Origin of the sequence: Parasphingorhabdus sp. (assembly GCF_036963805.1) — a bacterium.
Lineage (GTDB): Bacteria > Pseudomonadota > Alphaproteobacteria > Sphingomonadales > Sphingomonadaceae > Parasphingorhabdus.
The window spans coordinates 1256959-1279037 of record NZ_JBALUN010000001.1; the positions used below are offsets into that span (position 1 = coordinate 1256959).

A 22079-nucleotide genomic window follows, 5' to 3' on the forward strand; every position below is an offset into this window, starting at 1 on the left:
ATGCGTCCGGTTGCATTTTTAGGCCTTTTGTCGATTATTTTCTTCGCATCGCCCAGTATTTCCGCAGCGATGCCCGATGCTCTGAGCAAACCAACTTATGTCGCGCCCGAAGATATGATTCCGAAAGCACAGGACATTCCCTATCCCGGTACGATGCGGTTGGAAGTGGACGCCCGCGACAATGAGCAGGGTATTTTTCGCATCACGCAAGTCATTCCAGTTGCGAAAGCTGGCAGATTGACGTTGCTTTACCCCGAATGGCTGCCCGGCAATCATGCCCCTCGCGGAGAGATTGAGAAACTGGCGGGACTGGAATTTACCGCTAACGGCCAAAAGCTAGACTGGACCCGCGATGATGTGGATGTCTATGCCTTTCATCTGGTCGTGCCAGAGGGCGTTTCGGAAATTACCGCCAAATTCCAGTTTACGTCGGCAAACAGCTCAACTCAGGGGCGTATCGTCATGGCACCCGCCATGCTGAATCTACGCTGGCATCAGGTTTCCCTCTATCCCGCCGGCTATTATGTCCGCCAGATTCCGGTGCAGGCCACTGCCATCTATCCCGCCGGCTGGAAAGCCGCTAGTGCGATACAGCCAAAAGCAGGACAAGGGCATTCCGCCGGTATAAACCGCTTGGTTTATGAAGAAACCGATTATGACACGTTAGTCGATAGTCCGGTTTTTGCCGGAAAATATTTCCAGACCCATCGGCTCAGCCGCCGCGTGTATTTAAATATTGTTGCCGATGATGCGAAATATCTCAAACCTACTAAATCCCAGATTGCCCAGCATGGCAAATTGGTGGGTGAAGCGGAGGCATTATTTGGCAGTCAGCCCTATGACCGTTATGATTTTCTGTTGGCTCTGACCGAGGAGATGGGCGGCATCGGCGTTGAACATCATCGCAGTTCGGAAAATGGTGTGGACCGGGAATATTTTACAGCGTGGGATGACGGCCCGGGGCGCCGCAACCTGCTTCCCCATGAAATCACCCATAGCTGGAACGGCAAATATCGACGCCCTGCCGGTATGTGGACGCCGGACTTTCGGGAACCCATGATCGGCAATCTACTTTGGGTCTATGAAGGCCAGACCCAATTTTGGGGTTATGTGCTTGGTGCACGATCGGGGCTTTATTCCAAGCAAGACACGCTAGATGCCTTTGCCGCCATCACGGCGGATATGGACCAGCGCGTGGGCCGTCAATGGCGCGCTCTGGTTGATACAACCCATGACCCTGTCATCGCCGCGCGCCGTCCCAAACCGTGGAGCAGCTGGCAGCGGCAGGAAGATTATTATAATGAAGGTCTGCTGATCTGGCTGGAAGCGGACGGGATTATCCGCCGCGAATCAGATGGCAAAAAATCACTCGAAGACTTTGCTTATCGTTTTTTCAAAAGCAAGAACGGCGACTATGGTGTGGTGACTTATGAACTGGCCGACGTAATCGAAACATTAAACACTGTGCAACCCTATGACTGGGCCGCTTTCATTAACAACAGAGTCTATCACCCGACAAGCGAATCACCCAAAGCTGGCCTTGAACTAGGCGGGTACACACTCGTTTTTGATGCCATTCCGAGCGCCTATATCCGTGCCAATGACAAACGCCGCAAACAACAGGACCTGAGCTATAGTATCGGGCTGGTAATGAGTGACAAGGCAGCCATCAAAGACGTCATGTGGGACAGTCCGGCTTTTAAAGCCGGACTAAAATCCGGGCTCACCATCACGGCTGTCAATGGCAAGGCTTATAGCACAGCCATATTGAAGCAGGCGATAGAGGATAATCGCGGCAAAAATAACAAAATCGAGATTTTTGCGAAAAGTGGTGATCAGTATAGCAATTTTTTAGTCGATTATTCCGGCGGGCTTCGCTATCCGCACTTGGAAAAATTACCGGGCACAAAAATAGGCGCGGAAGAGGGCACCGGAGAGGGTGGCGACATTGAAACGGGCATTGACCGGCTATTACAGCCAAAAACCAGATAATCAGGACCAATAGTCTATGGACATCACCAAAATCCCGATCGGCGATAATCCGCCGGAAAGCCTTAATGTCGTGATCGAAGTTCCCGTTGGCGGTGAACCGGTCAAATATGAATTTGATAAAGCATCGGGCGCGCTATTCGTGGACCGTATTTTGCATACCCCTATGCGCTATCCTGCTAATTATGGATTTGTTCCGCACACTTTATCGCCCGATGGAGACCCGCTAGACGCTCTCGTCGTGGCACGCTCACCATTCATGCCGGGCTGTGTTGTCCGTTGCCGCCCGATTGCAGTACTCAATCTCGAAGACGAACATGGCGGCGATGAAAAATTGCTCTGCGTTCCGATCGATGCAACCTTCCCTTATTACCGTGCAATAGGCGAAGGGGTCGATCTTCCTGAAATCGTCATGCAGCAAATCGAACATTTCTTTACTCATTATAAAGATCTGGAACCTGAAAAATGGGTTCGCGTCGGCAAATGGGGCGATGCCGAAGAAGCACGCCGGGTCGTGCTCGAGGCTATCGAGCTAGCGAAAACCAAGAAGTGAAGCGGACGCATCATTTGGCTGGATTGGTGATGATCACCAGTCTGGCCGCTTGCGCCACACCGGAAACCAGGGTGCGTAACGGGCTTATCAGCGCGGGGCTCTCCAAACCGGTATCGGCCTGCATGGCCGACCGGATGGTTGACCGCCTGTCGTTAATGCAGCTCAACAAGCTTAACGGGCTGAGCAAGCTGCAAAAGAGTGATGCCGGTGATATTAGCGTCAAAGAATTTGTAAAGCGGACCAAGGCTTTGCAAGATCCCGAAATACTAGGCGTTGTGACTTCATCGGGCGTTGTGTGCGCCATAAAATGAACCGGCTGTCAGTATCGTCAGTATGAATCGTCATTGTTCCGCGCCGAAGGGCTGGAAATCCCAACCAGACTGTGCTTTAGCCATCGGCAAGATTAACGAAACCAATAATCAAGAAAGGCTTTGCCCCTCCCATGAACATCCATGAATATCAGGCCAAAGAACAACTCGCCAAATATGGCATTGGCATTCCAGCCGGCCACGCAGCGCTGACCGTTGAAGAAGCAGTTGCAGCAGCAGAGAAATTGCCCGGACCACTTTATGTCGTTAAAGCGCAGATTCACGCTGGTGGACGCGGCAAAGGCAAGTTCAAGGAATTGGGAGCAGATGCCAGCGGCGGTGTACGCCTCTCCAAATCCATCGATGCAGTACGCGAAAACGCGACCGAGATGCTTGGCAATACGCTCGTAACCATTCAGACGGGTGATGAGGGCAAGCAAGTTAATCGGCTGTATGTCACTGATGGTGTCGATATTGCGGAGGAATATTATCTCTCTATGCTCGTCGACCGGGCTTCTGGCCGGATCGCCATGATCGTCTCCACTGAAGGCGGCATGGACATTGAAGATGTGGCGCATAACACACCTGAAAAAATCAAGACGATCACGATAGATCCGGCGCAAGGCTTTATGCCGCATCATGGCCGCTCAATGGCCTTTGCTCTTGGCCTTTCCGGTGACCTCAACAAGCAGGCGCAGAAACTCGGCAAACAGCTTTATGCCGCGTTTACCGACATGGACTGCGAAATGTTGGAAATTAACCCGCTGGTCGAAACCAAAGACGGTCAGCTGCTAGTGCTCGATACAAAGATGAGCTTTGACGGCAACGCATTGATGCGTCACCCGAATCTGGTGGAACTTCGCGATGTAACCGAAGAAGATCCTGCCGAAGTCGAAGCGTCCAAATATGACCTCGCCTATATCAAGCTCGACGGCAATATTGGCTGCATGGTCAATGGTGCAGGTCTGGCCATGGCGACCATGGACATCATCAAGCTGAACGGCGCATTCCCAGCCAACTTCCTGGATGTAGGCGGCGGGGCAACCACCGAAAAAGTGACCGCGGCGTTTAAACTCATCCTCGCAGATCCGGCTGTAGAAGGCATTTTGGTCAATATTTTCGGCGGCATCATGAAATGCGATATCATTGCCGACGGCATTGTTTCAGCTGCCAAAGAAGTGAACCTTTCGGTTCCACTCGTGGTCCGTCTGGAAGGCACAAATGTCGCCGAAGGTAAGGCAATATTGGCAAATAGCGGTCTGCCTATCGTCTCTGCCGATGACCTTGGCGATGCTGCGAAGAAAATCGTCGCGCAAGTGAAAAACGCGGCCTAAATCGTTGTCTAATTCTTGCGGCGCAGCTTTCGATCACGGTTGTGATAGAGAAAGCTGCGCCGCAACAGAGATTTGACGTTTACGTGAACGTAAGCTAAAGCGTTCTCAGAAATTTTAATGAAGGAAACAGCAATGAAAATCCTGGTGCCCGTCAAACGGGTAATAGATTATAATGTAAAGCCGCGGGTTAAGTCCGACGGCAGCGGTGTTGATCTCGCCAATGTCAAAATGTCGATGAACCCATTTGACGAAATATCCGTCGAAGAAGCGATTCGCTTGAAAGAAGCTGGCAAGGCAGAAGAAATTATCGTTGTTTCCGTGGGTCCGCAAAAGGCGCAGGAAACATTGCGTACTGCGCTCGCCATGGGCGCAGACCGCGCCATTCTGGTAATGACCGACGACGAAGTTGAGCCGCTCGGCGTAGCAAAGATTCTCGCGAAAATCGTTGAAGAAGAAGCACCGAAGCTGGTCATCTGCGGTAAACAAGCGATTGACGATGACAGCAACCAAACCGGTCAGATGCTCGCAGCATTGCTCGGATGGGGTCAAGGTACGTTCGCCAATGAAGTCGATATTGATGGCGATAGCATCACTGTAAAACGTGAAATTGATGGCGGCCTGCAAACGGTTAAATTGAACCTGCCCGCTGTGGTCACCACCGACCTTCGCCTGAATGAGCCGCGCTATGCGTCACTGCCGAACATCATGAAGGCAAAGAAAAAGCCGATGGATGAGAAAACCCCGGCCGATTATGGCGTCGATATTACGCCGCGCCTCACCACCATCACTGTGACCGAGCCTCCTGTACGTCAGGCTGGCGAAAAGGTTGAAGATGTGGATGCGCTGGTCGCGAAACTTAAAGCTGTAGGAGCCATATAATGAAAACGCTCGTGCTCGTTGAACATGACAACACAAACATGAAAGACGCAACGCTGGCCGTTGTCACTGCCGCGTCACAACTTGGTGAAGTCCATGCGCTTGTCGTCGGCTGCGGCTGTGCCAGTGTCGGTGAACAAGTGGCCAAGGTCGCTGGCATTGCCACCGTACATGTCGCAGATGACGCGGCGCTAGCGAACCAGCTTGCTGAAAATGTTGCGCCATTGGTGGCCAGCCTGATGGACAGCCATGATGCTTTCCTCGCGCCTGCCACCACCACCGGCAAGAATATCGCACCGCGCGTCGCAGCTTTGCTCGACGTCATGCAGATTTCCGACATTCTCTCGGTGGAAAGCGAAGACACGTTCACCCGCCCGATCTATGCAGGCAACGCCATTGCTACGGTCAAATCATCGGATGCCAAGAAAGTCATCACCGTACGCGGTACGGCTTTTGACAAGGCAGCGACCGAAGGCGGCTCCGCTAAAATCGAAGGCGTCACCGGCGCAGGCGAATCCGGCCTCTCCACCTTCGTCAGCGACGAAATCGCCAAGTCCGAACGGCCTGAACTGACCAGTGCAAAAATCATCGTTTCCGGTGGCCGCGCATTGGGTTCTGCTGAAAAATTCGAAGAAGTCATCACGCCGCTGGCCGACAAGCTTGGCGCAGGTATCGGTGCTTCGCGTGCAGCTGTTGACGCAGGCTATGTCCCCAACGATTATCAGGTCGGTCAAACCGGCAAAATCGTCGCACCGGAAGTCTATATCGCCATCGGCATTTCCGGCGCGATCCAGCATCTTGCGGGCATGAAAGATTCGAAAATCATCGTTGCGATCAACAAAGACGAAGACGCACCGATTTTCCAGGTCGCCGATATCGGACTGGTTGCGGATCTGTTCAACGCAGTGCCGGAATTGACTGGTAAGGTTTAAGCCAAACTCAGCGCCCCTCTCCTTCGTCATGCTGAACTCGTTTACCTTCGGTGGCCTGACGGCTCAGCATCCATCGAGAGATCAGCGTGGCACTTAGAAATAGATCCTGAACCAAGTTCAGGATGACGAAATTAGAAAACCCCGGCGTGAAAGCGCTGGGGTTTTTTGTTGCCGATAGTTTGAATAGATGGTGTTATCTATATTCTAGAAAAGCGGGGGTTTTGGATATGTCTTTCGTAAACATGTTTTTGAGTGCGACCGAGCAGTTTCCCGAAATCATGCTCGAACAGTTGCTTCGACGAAAAATGAAAGAATCAGGAGTCCAAGCATGGCGCGCAGGTGCAAAGGCGATGGCGTCTCATTTAGTCCACAAAAAAGACGAAGAGTTTCATTGGGAAGATTATCCAAATACTAAAAAGGATATCACGGTCATTTTCACTGAGGAAGATGGCAAGGAACTCGAGAACATTTTTGATAATTTGGAAGGAACGCTTGAAGAAGTCTGCAAGGAAATGCTTAAGTCAACCTCGCGGCTGATGACCGAAAAGTATAAAGAAGACTGGCACAGACATCAAAGGAGTCAAGAACGCTTTGTCGCCAACTTCAAAAATAACCTCGAAGATAGGTGGTCGGAAGGATTGGACGGACTGAGGCTGCTACTCGATTTGTGTCGGGACGAGGGAACGAAGTTCCACGATCGCATCGAAAAATCAAAACCTGCCTCTTTCCCTCATCGAAGGATTGCACTCAGCAAGATGCATATCAGGGCGTGCCAAGTCACATCTGAAATAATCTGCCTATTAGAATCGGGTTTTGCCAATGGGGCACTATTGAAGTAGTTTCAACGATTCTCTCAGACGGAGGAAATCGCGTAGCCGAAAGGTTTCTGGCCCACGAGATCGTAGATACCAAAAAGGCCATGGAACAATATGAGAAAAATTGCTCTGCAATGGGTGATCAGCCTTTAACCAAAAAAGCTAAAAAAGAAATCATATTAGAATACAACAAAACACTCGCTCGTTTTGGTCAACATTTTGGACGCTCTTATGGTTGGGCAATTGAATATCTTAAAAACCTGAGTCCTCGTTTCGTGAATCTAGAAGATGCTGCGGAAACTGCTTGGATGAGATCGCACTACAAGTTTGCGAGCTACAACGTCCATGCATCGTCCAAATCACTGTCAATAAATATGGATACGTTTGGAGGTTTTGGATGGCCAATCGCTGGTGCAAGCAATGCGGGATTGAGGGAACCTGGCCAGAACGCAGCAACTACAATTCTTAAAATCACATATCTGTTAATGAAGAACCTGCGTAGTCTCGATAACGTTATTCTGATGGATGGGCTAATTAACCTCAGAGACGAGGCGATAGAAAAGTTCGACGATGCTGATTATATGTTAGCTGAAGACGAAGCAGGAATTCGTGACGCTGTGACCGATTTTGAAATCGAAGTGGATACTAGAATGATATGATTGGCCCTCGACCAAAGTACCCCTTTGGTTGAAACCAGTTATACCGTAAAGCTCTCGCCGCACCCGCAATCGCCCTTGGAATTGGGGTTTTGGAACACGAAGCCAGCGGTGAAATCATCTTCCTGCCAGTCCATGGTGGAACCGATGAGATAAAGCACGCTGGGGCCGTCGACATAAAATACGCCGCCAGGGGTTACGATTTTTTCGTCAAACTTCACTTCTTCGGTCACATAATCGACCGAATAGGCGAGGCCCGAACAGCCTCTGCGCGGGGTGGAGAGCTTGACGCCGATCACGTCATCTGGCGCCTTGACCATCAGGTCAGCGATGCGTTGTTCCGCCGCTGGCGTCAGGATGATTGCCGCCGGAATTTCTCTGGTTTTGGTTTGTGTGTCGGTCATATCTAAAGCCTTTTCTGCCAAAACAATGCTTTGCCCATTTCCGGGTCCAGCAAATAGTCACCATAGCCCAGCGACGCATAAAGCGCCTTGGCCGGGGCATTGCCCTCAAGCACTTCCAAAGTCACTTTACAGGCCCCCGCTTCGTGCGCGATGGTTTCAATTTCTGCGAACAGGGCCCGTCCAACACCGGCCCCGCGATGGTCCTTGGCAACCACGATATCATGAATATTGATCAACGGTTTTGCGCCAAAGGTTGAAAATGTCGTCATCAAATTCGCTAGGCCCGCCACCTCATCACCAACATAAGCCAATATAGAGGACGCCGCCGGTGTCGCTGCCAATCCAGGGACTAGATCGGCCTGCACCTGCGGTGATAAATCTTCGCCGCCGCCCATTGGATCCATCGCATAGACGCGCAGCATCTTTACGATCGCTGCGGCATGATCCGCATTGGAATAATCCGCGCGAACAATAGTTGCTGATAGGGTCGCGGTTGCCGTCATAGCATCCCCAGTTCCAACTTCGCCTCATCGCTCATTTTCTGGGGGTCCCATGGCGGGTCCCAGACGAGATTAACTTCAGCATGACCGACGCCCGGAACGCTGCCGACCTGCATTTCAATTTCACCGGGCATGGATTCGGCCACCGGACAATGCGGCGTGGTCAGCGTCATGGTTACAATCGCATGATTGTCCGGGGTAATATCAACGCCGTAAATCAGGCCAAGATCATAGATATTCACCGGAATTTCGGGATCATAGATAGATTTTAACGTATCAACGACCGCTTCGTAAAGATCTCCGCCCGCTTCGCCGGCGGGTGTTTCGGTGGGCTTCTGCTCCAAAAATCCTTCGAGATAATCACGCTTGCGATTCAGCTTGCTGGCATCGCTTTCCGCTTCATAGGGAGAAGGCGCCATAACCGGTGCCGGCTTTTCAGCAGGCGCGTCATCAACCGCATCCTCGACTTTCGCCAAAGGCGGCTTTGCGACACTATCGACTTCTTCTACCAATATTTTGCGTTCTTCGTTCATAGCTAATTCCTAACCGAAAATCTTTCTTACCCGTTCGATACCCTTGACCAAGGCCGCGACATCATCTGCGTCACTATAAATTCCAAAACTTGCCCGCGCCGTCGCTGGCACGCCGAGATGATCCATCAACGGCTGCGCACAATGATGCCCGGCCCGAATGGCGACACCGCCTTCATCCAATATAGTAGCGACATCATGCGGATGCACGTCACCAACCGCAAAACTTAATATACCCATGCTTGTATCTGGCCCGAATACCCGCACGCTGTTAATGCCCGACAGCGCTTCACGCGCCATGGCCAGCGTTGCATTTTCATGCGCGGAAATCACGTCCAGACCGATGCCTTCGACATATTGGATCGCGGCATCCAGCCCGACAACACCGGCGATATGCGGTGTCCCTGCTTCAAACCGGCCCGGCGGCGGTGCATAGGTTGTGCCTGCAAAGCTCACACGGTCAATCATCGACCCGCCGCCCTTCCACGGGGGCATGGCGTCTAATATTGCATAAGGCGCCCACAGCACACCGATGCCCGTCGGGCCGTAAATTTTATGGCCCGAAAAGACATAAAAATCGCAACCGATATCCTGCATATCCAGCGGCACACGGGGCGCCGCTTGACAGCCATCAATTAATATCTTCGCGCCTGCTTTATGCGCAATCGCCGCCGCCCGCTTTGCATCGAGTAACGAACCGAGCACATTGGACACATGCGCCAGCGCCACCAACTTATGGCGGTCGGTCAGCATAGCTTCCATCGCATCGAGATCAATCTGGCCATCCTCGGTCAAAGGCGCGACATCGATGTGCGCGCCAACCCGCTCGGCCAGCATTTGCCATGGCACGATATTGCTGTGATGCTCCAGCTGTGACAACATGATGCGGTCATCTTTACCGACATTGGCATTGCCCCAGCTTTCGGCGACCAGATTGATGCTGTCGGTTGCGCCGCTAGTGAAGACAATTTCATTCTCACTCGCTGCGTTCAGAAATCCCGCAACCCGTTTGCGCGCGCCTTCATAGGCCAAGGTCATATTGGCCGAGCGTTCATATACCCCGCGATGGACGGTCGCATAATCCGGACCATAAGCACGGGTGATGGCATCCAGTACCGGCTTTGCTTTTTGCGCCGTAGCTGCCGTGTCGAGATAATGCCAATCGTCAGCAATGCCGGGAAAATCGGCGCGGTGGCTTTTCTGGATGGCGGCCATGTCGTTCATGACAGCGCGCCCAAAACCTCAAGTGCCCTGCCCTCAAGCACCTCCCGTGAGGCATCATCATCAATGCTGACAAATGCATCGGCAATAAAAGCCTGCAACATTAATTTCTGTGCCAATTCCGGCGGCAATCCGCGCGAAGCCATATAGAATAGCGCCTGTTTATCGAGTTCACCGACCGTTGCGCCGTGCGCGCATTTCACATCATCAGCGAAAATTTCCAGCTCCGGCTTCGCATTGGCGGTCGCGGTGCGGTCGAGCAGCATGGCTTTAACCGATTGTGCCGCATCGGTTTTTTGCGCATCGCGCGCGACATTCACTTTGCCCAGAAAACTACCCGTGGATTTTCCGGCCAGTACCGAACGCACAACCTGATTGGATGTGCCGTTGGGCTCTGCGTGAACAACTTCTGTGACGATTTCCAGTGTCTGTGAGCCCTTACCCAATATCGCGCCGCCCATTTCAAAATGCGCGCCTTTGCCGAGCGTGGCTTTGACCTGAACGCGGCCATAATCGGCTCCGCTCACCAGCACGTGCAGGGCGAAAGTCGCATTGTCGCCGATGGTAATGTCCAGATCCACGATGCCCACGCCATCAATAATGGGGAGCTCAGCAATTTGGCGAGACGCCGTTTCACCGGCAGGCACGTTGACCTGTTCCGGCCCGTCAAGCTTGGGCCAGACGGTCTCAAGCGCCTTCAGGTCGGCATAGCGCCAGGCTTCATCACGCTTGGTTGGAAGGGGGGCGGCCAAATTCATAGCCCCACCTCGTCACCCTGAACTTGATTACCTTCGGTGGCCTGACGGCTCAGGGTCCATTTCTCCAATTGCTCCAACTGTGTCTGATGAGCGATGGATGCTGAATCAAGTTCAGCATGACGGAGAAGAAATTGACGAGAACCTTTCATCACGCGGCCTCCGCAATGGCCTCATAGCCCTGCTCTTCCAGTTGCAATGCCAGTTCCGGTCCGCCGGTTTTAACGATCCGGCCATTTGCGAGCACATGGACAAAGTCCGGTTTCACCAGATCGAGCAGGCGTTGATAATGGGTGATCAGCAGCACAGCCTTATCAGACTTGCGCATGATGCTATTAATACCCGCACCAACTGTCCGCAGCGCGTCGATATCAAGGCCGCTATCCGTCTCGTCGAGAATGGCCAACTTAGGATCGATGATACCCATCTGGACCATTTCATTGCGCTTCTTCTCACCGCCGGAAAATCCGACATTGACGGCGCGTTTCAGCATATCCATGTCCATCTTCAACAAGGCGGCCTTTTCCTTGGCCAGCTTGATAAATTCCGCACCGGATAAAGGCTCTTCGCCGCGCTGCTTGCGCTGGCTGTTCAGGCTTTCGCGCAGAAATTGCAGATTGGACACACCAGGAATTTCGACCGGATATTGAAAGCCGAGGAACAGGCCCGCGGCGGCGCGTTCATGTGGATCGAGCGCGAGCAGATCCTGTCCGTCAAAATTCACACTTCCAGACGTGATTTCATAGCCGGGCCGTCCGCCGAGCGCATAAGCCAGCGTCGATTTACCCGCGCCATTGGGGCCCATGATCGCATGGATTTCACCCGCGTTTAGTTCGAGAGTGAGACCTTTAAGGATTTCTGTATCGCCAACTTGGGCGTGGAGGTTTTCAATTTTTAGCATGAATTTAAGCGGCCTTGTAATTTGTATTAATAAAGCTGTCGTCACCCTGAACTTGATTCAGGGTCCATTTCTCGAAACGCCCCGTCGGCGATTGAAGTGCGACGGATGGTGAACCAAGTTCAGCATGACGAAGGTGGGTGTGGTAACGCATCACCCCACACTTCCCTCAAGCGAAATCGCCAGCAATTTCTGTGCTTCGACCGCAAATTCCATCGGCAATTGCTTCAACACATCCTTGGCAAAGCCATTGACGATCAGAGACACAGCTTCTTCCTCATCCAGCCCGCGTTGCTGGGCATAGAACATCTGGTCGTCGCTGATCTTTGACGTCGTGGCTTCATGCTCAATCTGCGCGGTCGGATTTTTCACCTCGATATAGGGCACAGTATGCGCGCCGCTTTTATCACCGAGCAGCAAGCTATCGCACTGGGTGAAGTTGCGGACATTTTCTGCATTTGCGCCCACTCGGACAAGCCCGCGATAGGTGTTGTCGCTATGGCCGGCACTAATCCCTTTTGAGATGATCGTTGAACGGGTATTTTTGCCATTGTGGATCATCTTGGTGCCGGTATCAGCCTGCTGATAATTATTGGTCAGCGCGACCGAGTAGAATTCACCGACGCTGCCTTCACCGTTTAATACACAGCTAGGGTATTTCCATGTCACGGCACTGCCGGTCTCGACTTGGGTCCAGCTGATCTTACTATTTTTGCCCTGACAAAGCCCGCGCTTGGTAACGAAATTATAGATGCCGCCCTTGCCATTTTCATCGCCAGGATACCAGTTTTGCACGGTAGAATATTTAATCTCTGCATCGTCCATCGCGACCAGTTCAACCACTGCGGCATGCAGCTGATTTTCATCACGCATCGGCGCAGTGCAGCCTTCCAGATAGGAAACATAGCTGCCTTCTTCGGCAATGATCAACGTGCGCTCAAACTGTCCGGTATTTTCGGCATTAATCCGAAAATAGGTGCTGAGTTCCATCGGGCATTTGACGCCTTTGGGGATATAAACAAAGGTTCCGTCGCTAAACACGGCGCAATTGAGCGTGGCAAAATAATTGTCGCGCATCGGCACGACCTTGCCGAGATATTTTTTCACCAGTTCGGGATATTGCTTGATCGCTTCCGAGATCGAGCGGAAAATCACGCCCGCCTCTTCCAGCTCTTCACGGAAAGTTGTGGCGACCGAAACACTATCAAACACCGCATCTACCGCAACCTTGCGCGCACCCTCAACACCGGCGAGAACCTTTTGCTCCTCGATCGGTATGCCAAGCTTCTCATAGACCCGCAGGATTTCCGGATCGACCTCATCGAGGCTACCGAGCTTTTCCTTCGGCTTGGGTTCGGCGTAATAATAAGCGTCTTGATAATCGATCATCGGAATATCAAGCTTGGCCCAATCGGGGCTTTCCATTGTTTCCCAAATCCGAAACGCTTTCAAACGCCATTCGAGCATCCATTCCGGCTCGCCCTTTTTATCGGAAATGAAGCGCACCGTATCTTCATTCAAACCCTTGGGCGCAAAATCCTGTTCGATGTCGGATGACCAGCCAAATTCATAGCTGCTGGCGCTGTCGACAGCGGCCTGCGCTTCGGCATTCATAGCCGTCCGGTCCGTCTGGCGCTCATCCTGTTCCTGGATATCTGTTTTTAGTTCTTCGCTCATAACGCTTGTTCCATAGTAATATTTTTTTGTGCGACAGGGGAATCTGCCAAGCTCGCCAAACTTACTTCACCCAGCGCCTTGCGAATCGTATGATTCACGGCCCCCCAATGCGGTTTGACGGTACAATTATCTTCGAGCGCGCAATCGTGATTGCCTTCGATCGTGCAGCACGTAATGGCCAGCGGTCCTTCGACAGCCTCAACGATATCGGCAAGACTGATAGAGGCGGGTGGCCGGGCCAACCGGATTCCACCACCAATCCCGCGAGTCGATTCAATCAATCCCGCCGCAGACAAGCGACTAACCAATTTTTGAGCGGTGGGAAGCGGGACGCCCGTTTCGCGAGACAATGTCGATGCGTTCAACTTGCCGTCAGCCAAAAGCGCAGTACCACAATGCCGCGAAGCAGCGGACATCAGTACAACAGCATAGTCGGCAAGGCTGGATAGCCGCATAAAATCTCTCAAAAATCCTGTGATTCTCTAAATACGACTTATTTAGTCGCATTTAATCGAGATTGCAACTCTAGCCTAAATTACTAGCCATTGCCTTATGTGTCAGAAGTTAGTGGTGGGATATGCCCCTTTAGCAAACTGCGCTTATCAATCAACTTGGCTGTTTCGCCCTCTGCTACCCGCAATTTGGTTGGCGTCGTACCGGCGAAAAACTTAACCTCACGAATCATATGAGACTGGTCATAAAAAGCATCTTCCAGCGCCAGTAACTCGTCTTCATTATGCTCGGCATAGGCCCTTGCAGCCCGTAATGCCCGATATTTGCGGGCCAGATATTTTGGCGCCATGCCATATAGCTTATTCACCGTGCGGAGCACTTGACGAGAACTTTGGTCAGATCGCTCCATCAATGCACTTACTGGCGGAGAAGGCTCGGACGATAGCCATTCATCGACCATTTTGGTGAATTGTTCGACCTCTGGTTTAACCCGGTGCCGCAAATCACGAAAAATCCGGTCTGCCCAAGCGATCATCCCCTCTGCGCCGTCGCAGCTCCGCAATAGCTCAAGGCTCTTGTCGACCTCATCCGTGAATATTTTGTTTGCCGATACGGCTTTGTCAGTGAAATCGGACGCTGATTTATTGGTGAGCGCCGCCCAACCTGCTGGTAACAGGCCAACACCGAACATCCGAAAAGGCCCCTTGATATTAAAATGCATCGAACCGGTAGATGGACCCATCAACATCGCATCTTTGGCAGGATAGGTTTGCCCGTCGGCAAAACTGAGATCTGCCGTTCCTTCCAAAAGGAAGCGTAACTGCGCAATCGCTGCGCGCTCATTGTCTGAGAATTCGGGATGTTCAACCTCAAAAAGATAGTAGACGGAAACCAAATTCCGGACATCTTCTGCTGGCGCAAAATATCTCAAACTAACCAAAACGAACCCCTCCATCCGATCTAAGAGCGACCGGAATTCCATTGGTTGCACGCTTATAGCCTAAAAAAATAGGAAAAAAAACTGGCCTGGCCAAATATTCAGCCAGGCCAATAGGAAAAGAACTCCTATCCGCAGAAGCCTGCGGTCGGATTTCTTTGGGTCGCACCGCTGTCAATGGACCCTAACACTCCATAAGAATTGGACAAAAAGGACATAGTTGGAATTGATTTTTGACAATTCCGGACAAACCCTCCTAAAACTTCCTGTTCAGCGAATTGAAAAAATATAATTATTCATCCTTTCTTCCATAAAGTTCGGAAGAACTTAAGTCGCTGTGCAAGATTATTATATAGTCCTATAATCTTATCGGTTTTTTCGTCCCTCAACCAATCCGTCAACTAACGCCGGATCAGCGAGAGTGCTCGTGTCACCCAGATTGGAAAAATCATTTTCCGCAATTTTACGCAGAATGCGCCGCATAATTTTGCCGGAGCGCGTTTTGGGTAGGCCCGGCGTAAAATGAAGATGATCGGGAGTCGCTATCGGGCCAATTTCCTTACGAACATGGACCTTAAGCTCAGCAGCAAGCACGTCATCGGCTACCTCACCAGCGTTGATCGTGACATAACAATATATGCCTTGCCCTTTAATATCGTGAGGATAACCAACTACCGCAGCTTCGGCCACCAATGGATGGGATACGAGTGCGCTTTCCACTTCGGCAGTACCCATGCGGTGGCCCGATACGTTAATCACATCATCCACCCGACCCGTAATCCAGTAATAATCATCGGCATCGCGGCGGCAGCCGTCACCGGTAAAATATTTACCTTTATAGGTGGAGAAATAGGTCTGAATGAAGCGCTCATGATCGCCATAAACCGAGCGTGCCTGACCCGGCCAACTGGCGGTGATACAGAGATTCCCGTCCGCCGCGCCATCAAGGATATTGCCGTCGCCATCGACCAGCTCGGGCTGGATTCCAAAAAACGGTTTGCCCGCGCTACCCGGCTTCATGCCATGGGCGCCCGGTAAAGTGGTAATCATTACACCGCCAGTTTCTGTCTGCCACCACGTATCAACAATCGGTGATTTGCCTTCGCCGACTACGTCATAATACCATCGCCAAGCCTCCGGATTAATCGGTTCACCAACCGTACCGAGCAAGCGGATAGAGCTGCGGTCATGCGCCTTTACCGGTTCGTCGCCTTCGCGCATCAGCGCACGGATGGCCGTTGGGGCAGTATAGAAAATATTGACCTGATGCTTGTCTATCACTTCCCAGAAACGGCCGTGGTCAGGATAGTTGGGCACGCCTTCAAACATTACTTCGGTAGCGCCGTTGATCAGTGGTCCATAAACAATATAGCTATGGCCGGTTACCCAACCGATATCGGCAGAACACCAGAAGACTTCCCCCGGCTTATAGTCGAAGACATAATGAAAGGTGGTGGCCACCCATACCGCATAGCCGCCGGTTGTATGCAGAACGCCCTTGGGCTGACCGGTGGAACCGGACGTATAAAGGATGAACAAAGGATCTTCAGCATTCATCAGCTCGCATGGACAATCGGCAGGCACATCAGCCGCGACCTCATGATACCAGTGATCGCGCCCTTCGGTCATCGCGATATCGCTGCTCGTATGATTGACCACCAACACAGCATCGACGTCCGCTCCGTCTTTCTCTAACGCCGCATCAACATTGCTTTTTAACGGTACAGTTTTTCCGCCGCGAAGCCCTGCGTCAGCACAGACCACGAAGCGGCTTTTACAATCCTCTATCCGCCCGGCCAGCGCCTCTGGCGAAAAGCCTCCAAATACCACGCTATGAATGGCACCGATCCGCGCACAAGCCAGCATCGCCACCGCGCCCTCCACGATCATCGGCATATAGATGGTTACCCGATCACCTTTTTGAACACCCAGTTTTTTAAGGGCGCCAGCCATGCGAACGACCTCCGCCAGCAGTTCGGCATAGGTCAGCGTCCGGCCCGTACCGTTCGGATCATCCGGTTCAAAGATCAAAGCCGTTACATCGCCGCGGCCCGCCGCGACATGGCGGTCCACCGCATTGTGGCAGATATTCAGCACACCATCTTCAAACCACTTGATATCGACAGGGTCATAAGACCAATTAGATATGACACTCGGCGCCTGCACCCAATCCAGACGATCAGACTGCCGCGACCAGAACATGTCAGGTTCTGCGATACTTTCCGCGTATAGCCGCTGGTAATCCTCAGAACTGCAGTGGGTATTGCCCGTAGCTTTGCTATCCGGCTGAATCATCTCGCTCATTGACTGCTCTCCTAAGGAATTCCTTGCGCTGACCACTAGCAAACGCTCTGCAGCGTTTAAATGCAATTTTTGACTAAGGTCATCTGATGATGGTGATTTTAAGTCCAATCAGGAACAACTGCTAATCATGAAGCCCTTGCCTATTAAGGATATGACCGATAGTTTTCGGCCATAGGATGAGGGAAATATGATGCGCAAAGCACTTTTACTCGCGGCCTGCTTCGCGGCATTGGCCATTTCAGGATGCAGCAAAGACAGTGGGTCGAATGACTCCGGCTCCAATGTCACCAACACCGAATATCCCGAACAGGTTTTCTGGGGCGACACCCATCTCCACACTAATAATAGCGTTGATGCTTTTGGCTTTGGCAACCGGCTCGACGCAGAGGCTGCATTACGCTTTGCTCGCGGCGAAGAGGTCACGGCGACCAAAGGCGAAAAGGCGAAGCTGTCCCGTCCGCTCGATTTCTTGGTGATTGCCGATCACAGCGATGCCATCGGCGCAACAAAAGCCATATATGAAGCGCCGCGTATTGCGCTGCTAGGGGACAAATTCCTGCTGCGTTGGTATGACATGATGCACGAAAGCGAAGAAGGCAGCCTGCGCGTAACGGCGGAGCTGATTGACGGAGCAGCCCAAGGGACGCTTCCGGCCGTGCTAACCGATCCCGAACAGCAGAAAGAACGCACCAGCGATCTGTGGATCAGCCATGGTAAAACGGTCGAGCAATATAATGAACCCGGCAAGTTCACAGCCTTCATGGGCTTTGAATATACACCAATGCCGCAGGGCGATAATCTCCACCGCGTGGTCATGTACCGCGACGGGCCGGATAAAACCGACAAGACACTGCCTTTTGGTGCGCTAGCCTCACAGGATCCCGAAAAACTCTGGGCCTATATGGACGCCTATGAAAAAGATACCGGCGGTAAAATACTGGCCATCCCGCATAATAGTAATGTGTCCAATGGCCGCATGTTCGCGATGAGCAAATTTGACGGCAGTCCGATTGACACCGCCTATATCAAGACCCGCGCGCTGCGCGAACCGATTGTCGAAGTGACCCAGATAAAAGGCGACAGCGAGGCACATCCGTTTCTTTCCCCCAATGACGAATTTGCGAGCTTTGGCGTCGCCGGCTGGGACAAATGCAATTTAAGCTGTACCCGCGATATGGCCCCTGACAGTTATGGTGGTAGCTATGTTCGGGAGGCGTTGAAACGCGGACTGGAACTGACTGTCGCCTTGGGGTCCAACCCCTTTAAATTCGGCATGATCGGTTCAACCGATAGTCATACGTCCTTAGCGACTGCAGACGAAAATAGCTTCTTCGGCAAACACAGCGCCAACGAAGCCAATGTCAAAGACCGCGCGCTGTCACCGCAAAATCTCGGGACGCGCAAAGGCCGTTTTGGCTGGCATTATCTATCGAGTGGATATGCCGCTGTCTGGGCGACCAGTAATACCCGCGAAGCAATTTTCGACGCGATGATGCGCCGCGAGGTTTATGCGACCACCGGGCCGCGCATGCAGGTGCGGTTCTTTGGCGGATTTGATTTTACGGAAGCGGATACTAGCGACCTGGTGAAAACCGGTTATGGTAAAGGGGTCCCTATGGGCGGTGATCTGACTGCCAAAGCTATGGGCCCCAATGGCAAAGCGCCGACCTTCCTGGTCTCCGCTCTTATGGACCCCGAAAGCGCTAATCTCGACCGGATTCAGATCATCAAAGGTTGGGTCAATGCCAACGGAAAAAGCCAAGAAAAAGTCTATAATGTGAGCTGGAGCAGTCCGGATAGCCGCACGGTCGGCGCTGACGGAAAACTGGCTGCGGTCGGGAATACCGTCGATCTCACCAAAGGCACTTGGGAGAATAATATTGGCGCGCCAGAATTGACGGCATGGTGGCAAGATCCAGATTTCGATGCGAAACAAAATGCATTTTACTATGTCCGCGTGCTGGAGATTCCGACACCGACATGGCCGATCTATGACGCCCTGAAATTCGGCCTGACGCTGCCGGACGATGTAATCAAAATCCAGCAGGAGCGGGCTTATTCATCGCCAATCTGGTACATGCCAGCCGCCGCAACAAGCTGATCCTATAGATGATCAACCTGCGCGGATAATCAGGAGTATCGTGCAGAGATGAAATTGCTGAAAGAACCTTTGGTCCATTTTCTGGGCGGGGCGCTATTGGTATTCGGGTTTTTCTGGGCCACGGGCACGAACCGCGATCCGGCTGATTATGAGATCACCATAGGTGAAACCGATATTAAACGCTTAAAGACCGGGTGGGTGCAAAATTTCCGCCGTGCGCCCACGCAAGCCGAGCTGAATGGGCTGATCGATCAAGAAATCAAAGAGGAAATCTATTATCGCGAGGCTTTGCGTCTGGGGCTCGACCGTAATGATCCGCTGATCCGTCGACGCCTTTTTACCAAGATGCGATTCCTCGACAACCAAGAGGCATCCGATGATAATCCGTCCGATGCAGTTCTTCAAAAATGGCTGGATGACCATCCCGAAAAATATGCCCAATCATCACTCTATGATCTGGAACAGGTTTATCTTGGCCAGAGCCCCGCGACGGACAAACAGTCGATTTCGACAATATTGGACGGTCTGAATCAGGGGACTATTGAACCGAATGCCATCCAACAGGCGATTTCGCTGCCAGCGCAATTGAACCAAACCGATAGTTTCAAAATAGCGCTCCAGTTCGGGGAGACATTTGCCGCAGGACTGAGCGCCATCCCCACCGGTCAGTGGCAGGGCCCGATACAATCAGGCTTTGGACAGCATCTCGTGAAAATCACTGCCAAAACACCGGGCAAGGCAGCAGTACTGGATAGCGTGCGACAGGCAGTGACTAACGATTGGCGCGCAGCACAGACTGCCCGTTTGGAAGAAGCCGCTTTCAACAATTATCGTTCCCAATATGATATTAAAGTCGCTGACCGAGAATGAGGGCCTGCATCCTTGCGATTGCTTGTTTCATCGGCGTGCTGTTTGGGGCAACAGAGGCCCATGCCGACGAGCTGCGGCCCGCTTATGTGGAGTTGAACCAGATATCGCAAAGCGAGTGGGCATTGCTCTGGAAAGCATCTGCCCAGTCCAGACTCGGCAGATTCGGGGAAATCATAATACCTGAAATCTGCCGTCCGCTTAATGAGCCTGAACGGCGTTTTTCGGGGTCCGCCATTTTAACCCGTCAAACGCTTAAATGTACCGGCTCCATTGCTGGTCAATCTATCGGCCTCAAGGGACTGGAACTTTCTACAACAGATGCACTGGTGCGGATTGCCCCGCTCGAAGAGGAAACACAAACGCTGCGGCTAACGCCCGATACGCCGGTCGCTATGATCGCGAAAAAAGACGCCATCGCCAATGTCGCATGGACCTATACCATCATCGGCGTCGAACATATCATGCTCGGTTTTGACCATCTATTATTCGTACTCGCGCTTGTCCTATTGCTCAAAGGCGGCTGGCTCATCGCCAAAACAGTGACCGCTTTCACGGTTGCGCATAGCATCACCCTGATCGGTTCGACGCTCGACTATCTGTCCCTGCCATCGCAGCCAGTGGAAGCCGTTATAGCTCTGTCGATTATTTTTCTAGCAGTCGAAATTGTCAAAACTCAAAGAGATAAAGAAACGGAAGAGCCGAGACTGTCAGAACGCTTCCCGTGGATCGTCGCCTTCCTGTTCGGCCTGCTCCACGGCTTTAGTTTTGCCGGTGCTCTAGCTGAAATCGGATTGCCGCAGGATGATATTCCAATGGCGCTGCTGACCTTCAACCTCGGTGTCGAAATCGGGCAATTGATGATCGTCACGATTGCCCTTGCTCTATTGGCTCTGATCCGCCGCTATACGCAATCATGGTTGCAACCTGCCAAGACGTCAGTATCCTATATCATTGGAATCACAGCTACTTATTGGTTTATCGAGCGAATGATCGCCTGACCGGTTTTAAGCTGCACGAGTCAATTACGTACATTGCTCGATCGGGCTAACCGCAATTGAATTTTTCAGCCCGCCAACAATGGTCAGCATATTTATCCGATCGCAAACCATCTATTCAACAGTCCGCGTACATCTTACAAGCTAACTCTTCAGATGCGCCTGCCAGCGCTGCATACCGGTAATCCAGCGTTCCGGATCGGCACCTTTTTGTTTGATATAATCGGCCACTTGGGGATGCGGCAAGACGAGGAATCGTTCTTCCTCAATCGCGTCCAGCGCAATTTGCGCAACCACTTCAGCGGTGAGTAGGCCATCTTTGGCAACCGTCGCGGTATCAATATCGACAATCATTGCCGTTTCCACACCTTGCGGACAAAGTACCGACACTTTCAGCCCCTCGTCCCCATGCGTGATAGCCAGCCATTCAGCGAAACTGACCGCCGCATGTTTGGTCACCGAATAGGGCGCCGAACCTATCTGCGCGAGCAAGCCAGCGGCAGAAGCTGTGCTGAAAATATAGCCGCCTCCACGCGCCAACATTATCGGGACCATAATACGCGCCGCGCGAATATGCGCGAGAACATTGATGTCCCACATATTCTGCCAACTCTCGTCCGAAACTTCGATGCCGCCCTCCATGATGATACCGGCGTTGGAAACGAACAGGTCGATGGGGCCAATATCGTTTTCAACTGTTTCGATAAGGGATGTAATATCCGCTTCCAAAGATACATCGGTTCGTATCGCGGTACCGCCAATATCTGCCGCAACAGCCTGTGCCCCGGCTAAATCCCGATCAGCACAAACGATATGTTTTGCACCTTTTACGGCAAAGCGCCGCGCCATGGCGGCACCAATCCCGCTGCCAGCGCCAGTAATGACGATGATCTTATCTTTGAGATTCATTTCGGAAATATCCTGCAATTGCCTTGTTTGATCGGATGTTAGGGCAAACAGGATGAAATAAA

At 52.1% G+C, this 22079-nt stretch carries 23 protein-coding genes; 11 read left to right on the plus strand and 12 right to left on the minus strand.

Annotated elements, in window-relative coordinates; genetic code table 11:
- The 8 genes from V7676_RS06060 (at position 1) to V7676_RS06095 (ending at position 7466) form a co-directional block, all read left to right on the plus strand.
- Positions 1 to 1992: a M61 family metallopeptidase gene (locus V7676_RS06060; protein WP_335658741.1), complete on the plus strand. Its 1992-nt coding sequence runs from the start codon at positions 1 to 3 to the stop codon at positions 1990 to 1992.
- A gap of 16 nt (positions 1993 to 2008) precedes the next feature.
- A complete protein-coding gene (ppa, locus tag V7676_RS06065; protein ID WP_335658742.1) occupies positions 2009 to 2542 on the plus strand; it encodes an inorganic diphosphatase in 534 nt (177 codons plus the stop codon).
- Positions 2539 to 2853 (plus strand): hypothetical protein, encoded by a 315-nt coding sequence (locus tag V7676_RS06070; protein WP_335658743.1) that lies wholly within the window; start codon positions 2539 to 2541, stop codon positions 2851 to 2853. Before ppa ends, V7676_RS06070 begins: the two co-directional genes overlap by 4 nt.
- Before the next feature lie 131 nt (positions 2854 to 2984).
- Positions 2985 to 4184, plus strand: a complete 1200-nt coding sequence (gene sucC / locus V7676_RS06075) for an ADP-forming succinate--CoA ligase subunit beta (protein ID WP_335658744.1) — start codon at positions 2985 to 2987, stop codon at positions 4182 to 4184.
- Positions 4185 to 4316: 132 nt separating this feature from the next.
- Positions 4317 to 5063: an electron transfer flavoprotein subunit beta/FixA family protein gene (locus tag V7676_RS06080; RefSeq protein WP_335658745.1), complete on the plus strand. Its 747-nt coding sequence runs from the start codon at positions 4317 to 4319 to the stop codon at positions 5061 to 5063.
- Positions 5063 to 5992 carry an electron transfer flavoprotein subunit alpha/FixB family protein gene (locus tag V7676_RS06085; protein WP_335658746.1) on the plus strand — a complete coding sequence of 310 codons (930 nt, stop codon included), beginning with the start codon at positions 5063 to 5065 and terminating at the stop codon, positions 5990 to 5992. The genes V7676_RS06080 and V7676_RS06085 overlap by 1 nt, the downstream gene beginning before the upstream one ends.
- A gap of 122 nt (positions 5993 to 6114) precedes the next feature.
- Complete coding sequence (locus V7676_RS06090; protein ID WP_335658747.1) at positions 6115 to 6831, plus strand: hypothetical protein; 717 nt, start codon at positions 6115 to 6117, stop codon at positions 6829 to 6831.
- An 8-nt stretch (positions 6832 to 6839) separates the two neighbouring features.
- Positions 6840 to 7466, plus strand: a complete 627-nt coding sequence (locus V7676_RS06095) for a DUF5677 domain-containing protein (RefSeq protein ID WP_335658918.1) — start codon at positions 6840 to 6842, stop codon at positions 7464 to 7466.
- A gap of 38 nt (positions 7467 to 7504) precedes the next feature.
- On the opposite strand, the gene V7676_RS06100 is transcribed toward V7676_RS06095, so the two are convergent.
- From V7676_RS06100 to acs, 11 genes are all read right to left on the minus strand, one after another.
- On the minus strand, positions 7505 to 7867 hold the full coding sequence (locus V7676_RS06100) for a HesB/IscA family protein (protein WP_335658748.1): 363 nt from the start codon (positions 7865 to 7867) through the stop codon (positions 7505 to 7507).
- A gap of 2 nt (positions 7868 to 7869) precedes the next feature.
- A complete protein-coding gene (locus V7676_RS06105) occupies positions 7870 to 8370 on the minus strand; it encodes a GNAT family N-acetyltransferase (protein WP_335658749.1) in 501 nt (166 codons plus the stop codon).
- Entirely contained in the window at positions 8367 to 8900 is a 534-nt protein-coding gene (locus V7676_RS06110; protein ID WP_335658750.1) for an SUF system Fe-S cluster assembly protein, read from the minus strand. Before V7676_RS06110 ends, V7676_RS06105 begins: the two co-directional genes overlap by 4 nt.
- A gap of 9 nt (positions 8901 to 8909) precedes the next feature.
- Positions 8910 to 10121, minus strand: coding sequence for a SufS family cysteine desulfurase (locus V7676_RS06115; RefSeq protein ID WP_335658751.1), 1212 nt, complete (start codon positions 10119 to 10121; stop codon positions 8910 to 8912).
- Positions 10118 to 10876, minus strand: coding sequence for a SufD family Fe-S cluster assembly protein (locus V7676_RS06120; RefSeq protein WP_335658752.1), 759 nt, complete (start codon positions 10874 to 10876; stop codon positions 10118 to 10120). The genes V7676_RS06115 and V7676_RS06120 overlap by 4 nt, the downstream gene beginning before the upstream one ends.
- Complete coding sequence (locus V7676_RS06125) at positions 10873 to 11025, minus strand: hypothetical protein (protein WP_335658753.1); 153 nt, start codon at positions 11023 to 11025, stop codon at positions 10873 to 10875. Before V7676_RS06125 ends, V7676_RS06120 begins: the two co-directional genes overlap by 4 nt.
- Positions 11025 to 11774 carry a Fe-S cluster assembly ATPase SufC gene (sufC, locus tag V7676_RS06130; protein ID WP_335658754.1) on the minus strand — a complete coding sequence of 250 codons (750 nt, stop codon included), beginning with the start codon at positions 11772 to 11774 and terminating at the stop codon, positions 11025 to 11027. Before sufC ends, V7676_RS06125 begins: the two co-directional genes overlap by 1 nt.
- A 150-nt stretch (positions 11775 to 11924) precedes the next feature.
- Complete coding sequence (sufB, locus tag V7676_RS06135; RefSeq protein WP_335658919.1) at positions 11925 to 13385, minus strand: Fe-S cluster assembly protein SufB; 1461 nt, start codon at positions 13383 to 13385, stop codon at positions 11925 to 11927.
- 59 nt (positions 13386 to 13444) lie between these two features.
- Complete coding sequence (locus V7676_RS06140; protein WP_335658755.1) at positions 13445 to 13903, minus strand: RrF2 family transcriptional regulator; 459 nt, start codon at positions 13901 to 13903, stop codon at positions 13445 to 13447.
- Positions 13904 to 13998: 95 nt separating this feature from the next.
- Complete coding sequence (locus V7676_RS06145) at positions 13999 to 14841, minus strand: DUF6597 domain-containing transcriptional factor (RefSeq protein ID WP_335658756.1); 843 nt, start codon at positions 14839 to 14841, stop codon at positions 13999 to 14001.
- Positions 14842 to 15204: 363 nt separating this feature from the next.
- Positions 15205 to 17142, minus strand: coding sequence for an acetate--CoA ligase (acs, locus tag V7676_RS06150; RefSeq protein ID WP_335658757.1), 1938 nt, complete (start codon positions 17140 to 17142; stop codon positions 15205 to 15207).
- 187 nt (positions 17143 to 17329) lie between these two features.
- On the opposite strand from acs, the gene V7676_RS06155 reads away from it, so the two are divergent.
- The 3 genes from V7676_RS06155 to V7676_RS06165 are packed head-to-tail and all read left to right on the plus strand — an operon-like array spanning position 17330 to position 21111.
- On the plus strand, positions 17330 to 19243 hold the full coding sequence (locus tag V7676_RS06155; RefSeq protein ID WP_335658758.1) for a DUF3604 domain-containing protein: 1914 nt from the start codon (positions 17330 to 17332) through the stop codon (positions 19241 to 19243).
- A 48-nt stretch (positions 19244 to 19291) separates the two neighbouring features.
- Positions 19292 to 20113: a peptidyl-prolyl cis-trans isomerase gene (locus V7676_RS06160; RefSeq protein ID WP_335658759.1), complete on the plus strand. Its 822-nt coding sequence runs from the start codon at positions 19292 to 19294 to the stop codon at positions 20111 to 20113.
- Positions 20110 to 21111 carry a HupE/UreJ family protein gene (locus V7676_RS06165; RefSeq protein WP_335658760.1) on the plus strand — a complete coding sequence of 334 codons (1002 nt, stop codon included), beginning with the start codon at positions 20110 to 20112 and terminating at the stop codon, positions 21109 to 21111. Before V7676_RS06160 ends, V7676_RS06165 begins: the two co-directional genes overlap by 4 nt.
- A 141-nt stretch (positions 21112 to 21252) precedes the next feature.
- On the opposite strand, the gene V7676_RS06170 is transcribed toward V7676_RS06165, so the two are convergent.
- On the minus strand, positions 21253 to 22017 hold the full coding sequence (locus tag V7676_RS06170) for an SDR family oxidoreductase (RefSeq protein ID WP_335658761.1): 765 nt from the start codon (positions 22015 to 22017) through the stop codon (positions 21253 to 21255).
- Between the last annotated feature and the right edge of the window lie 62 nt (positions 22018 to 22079).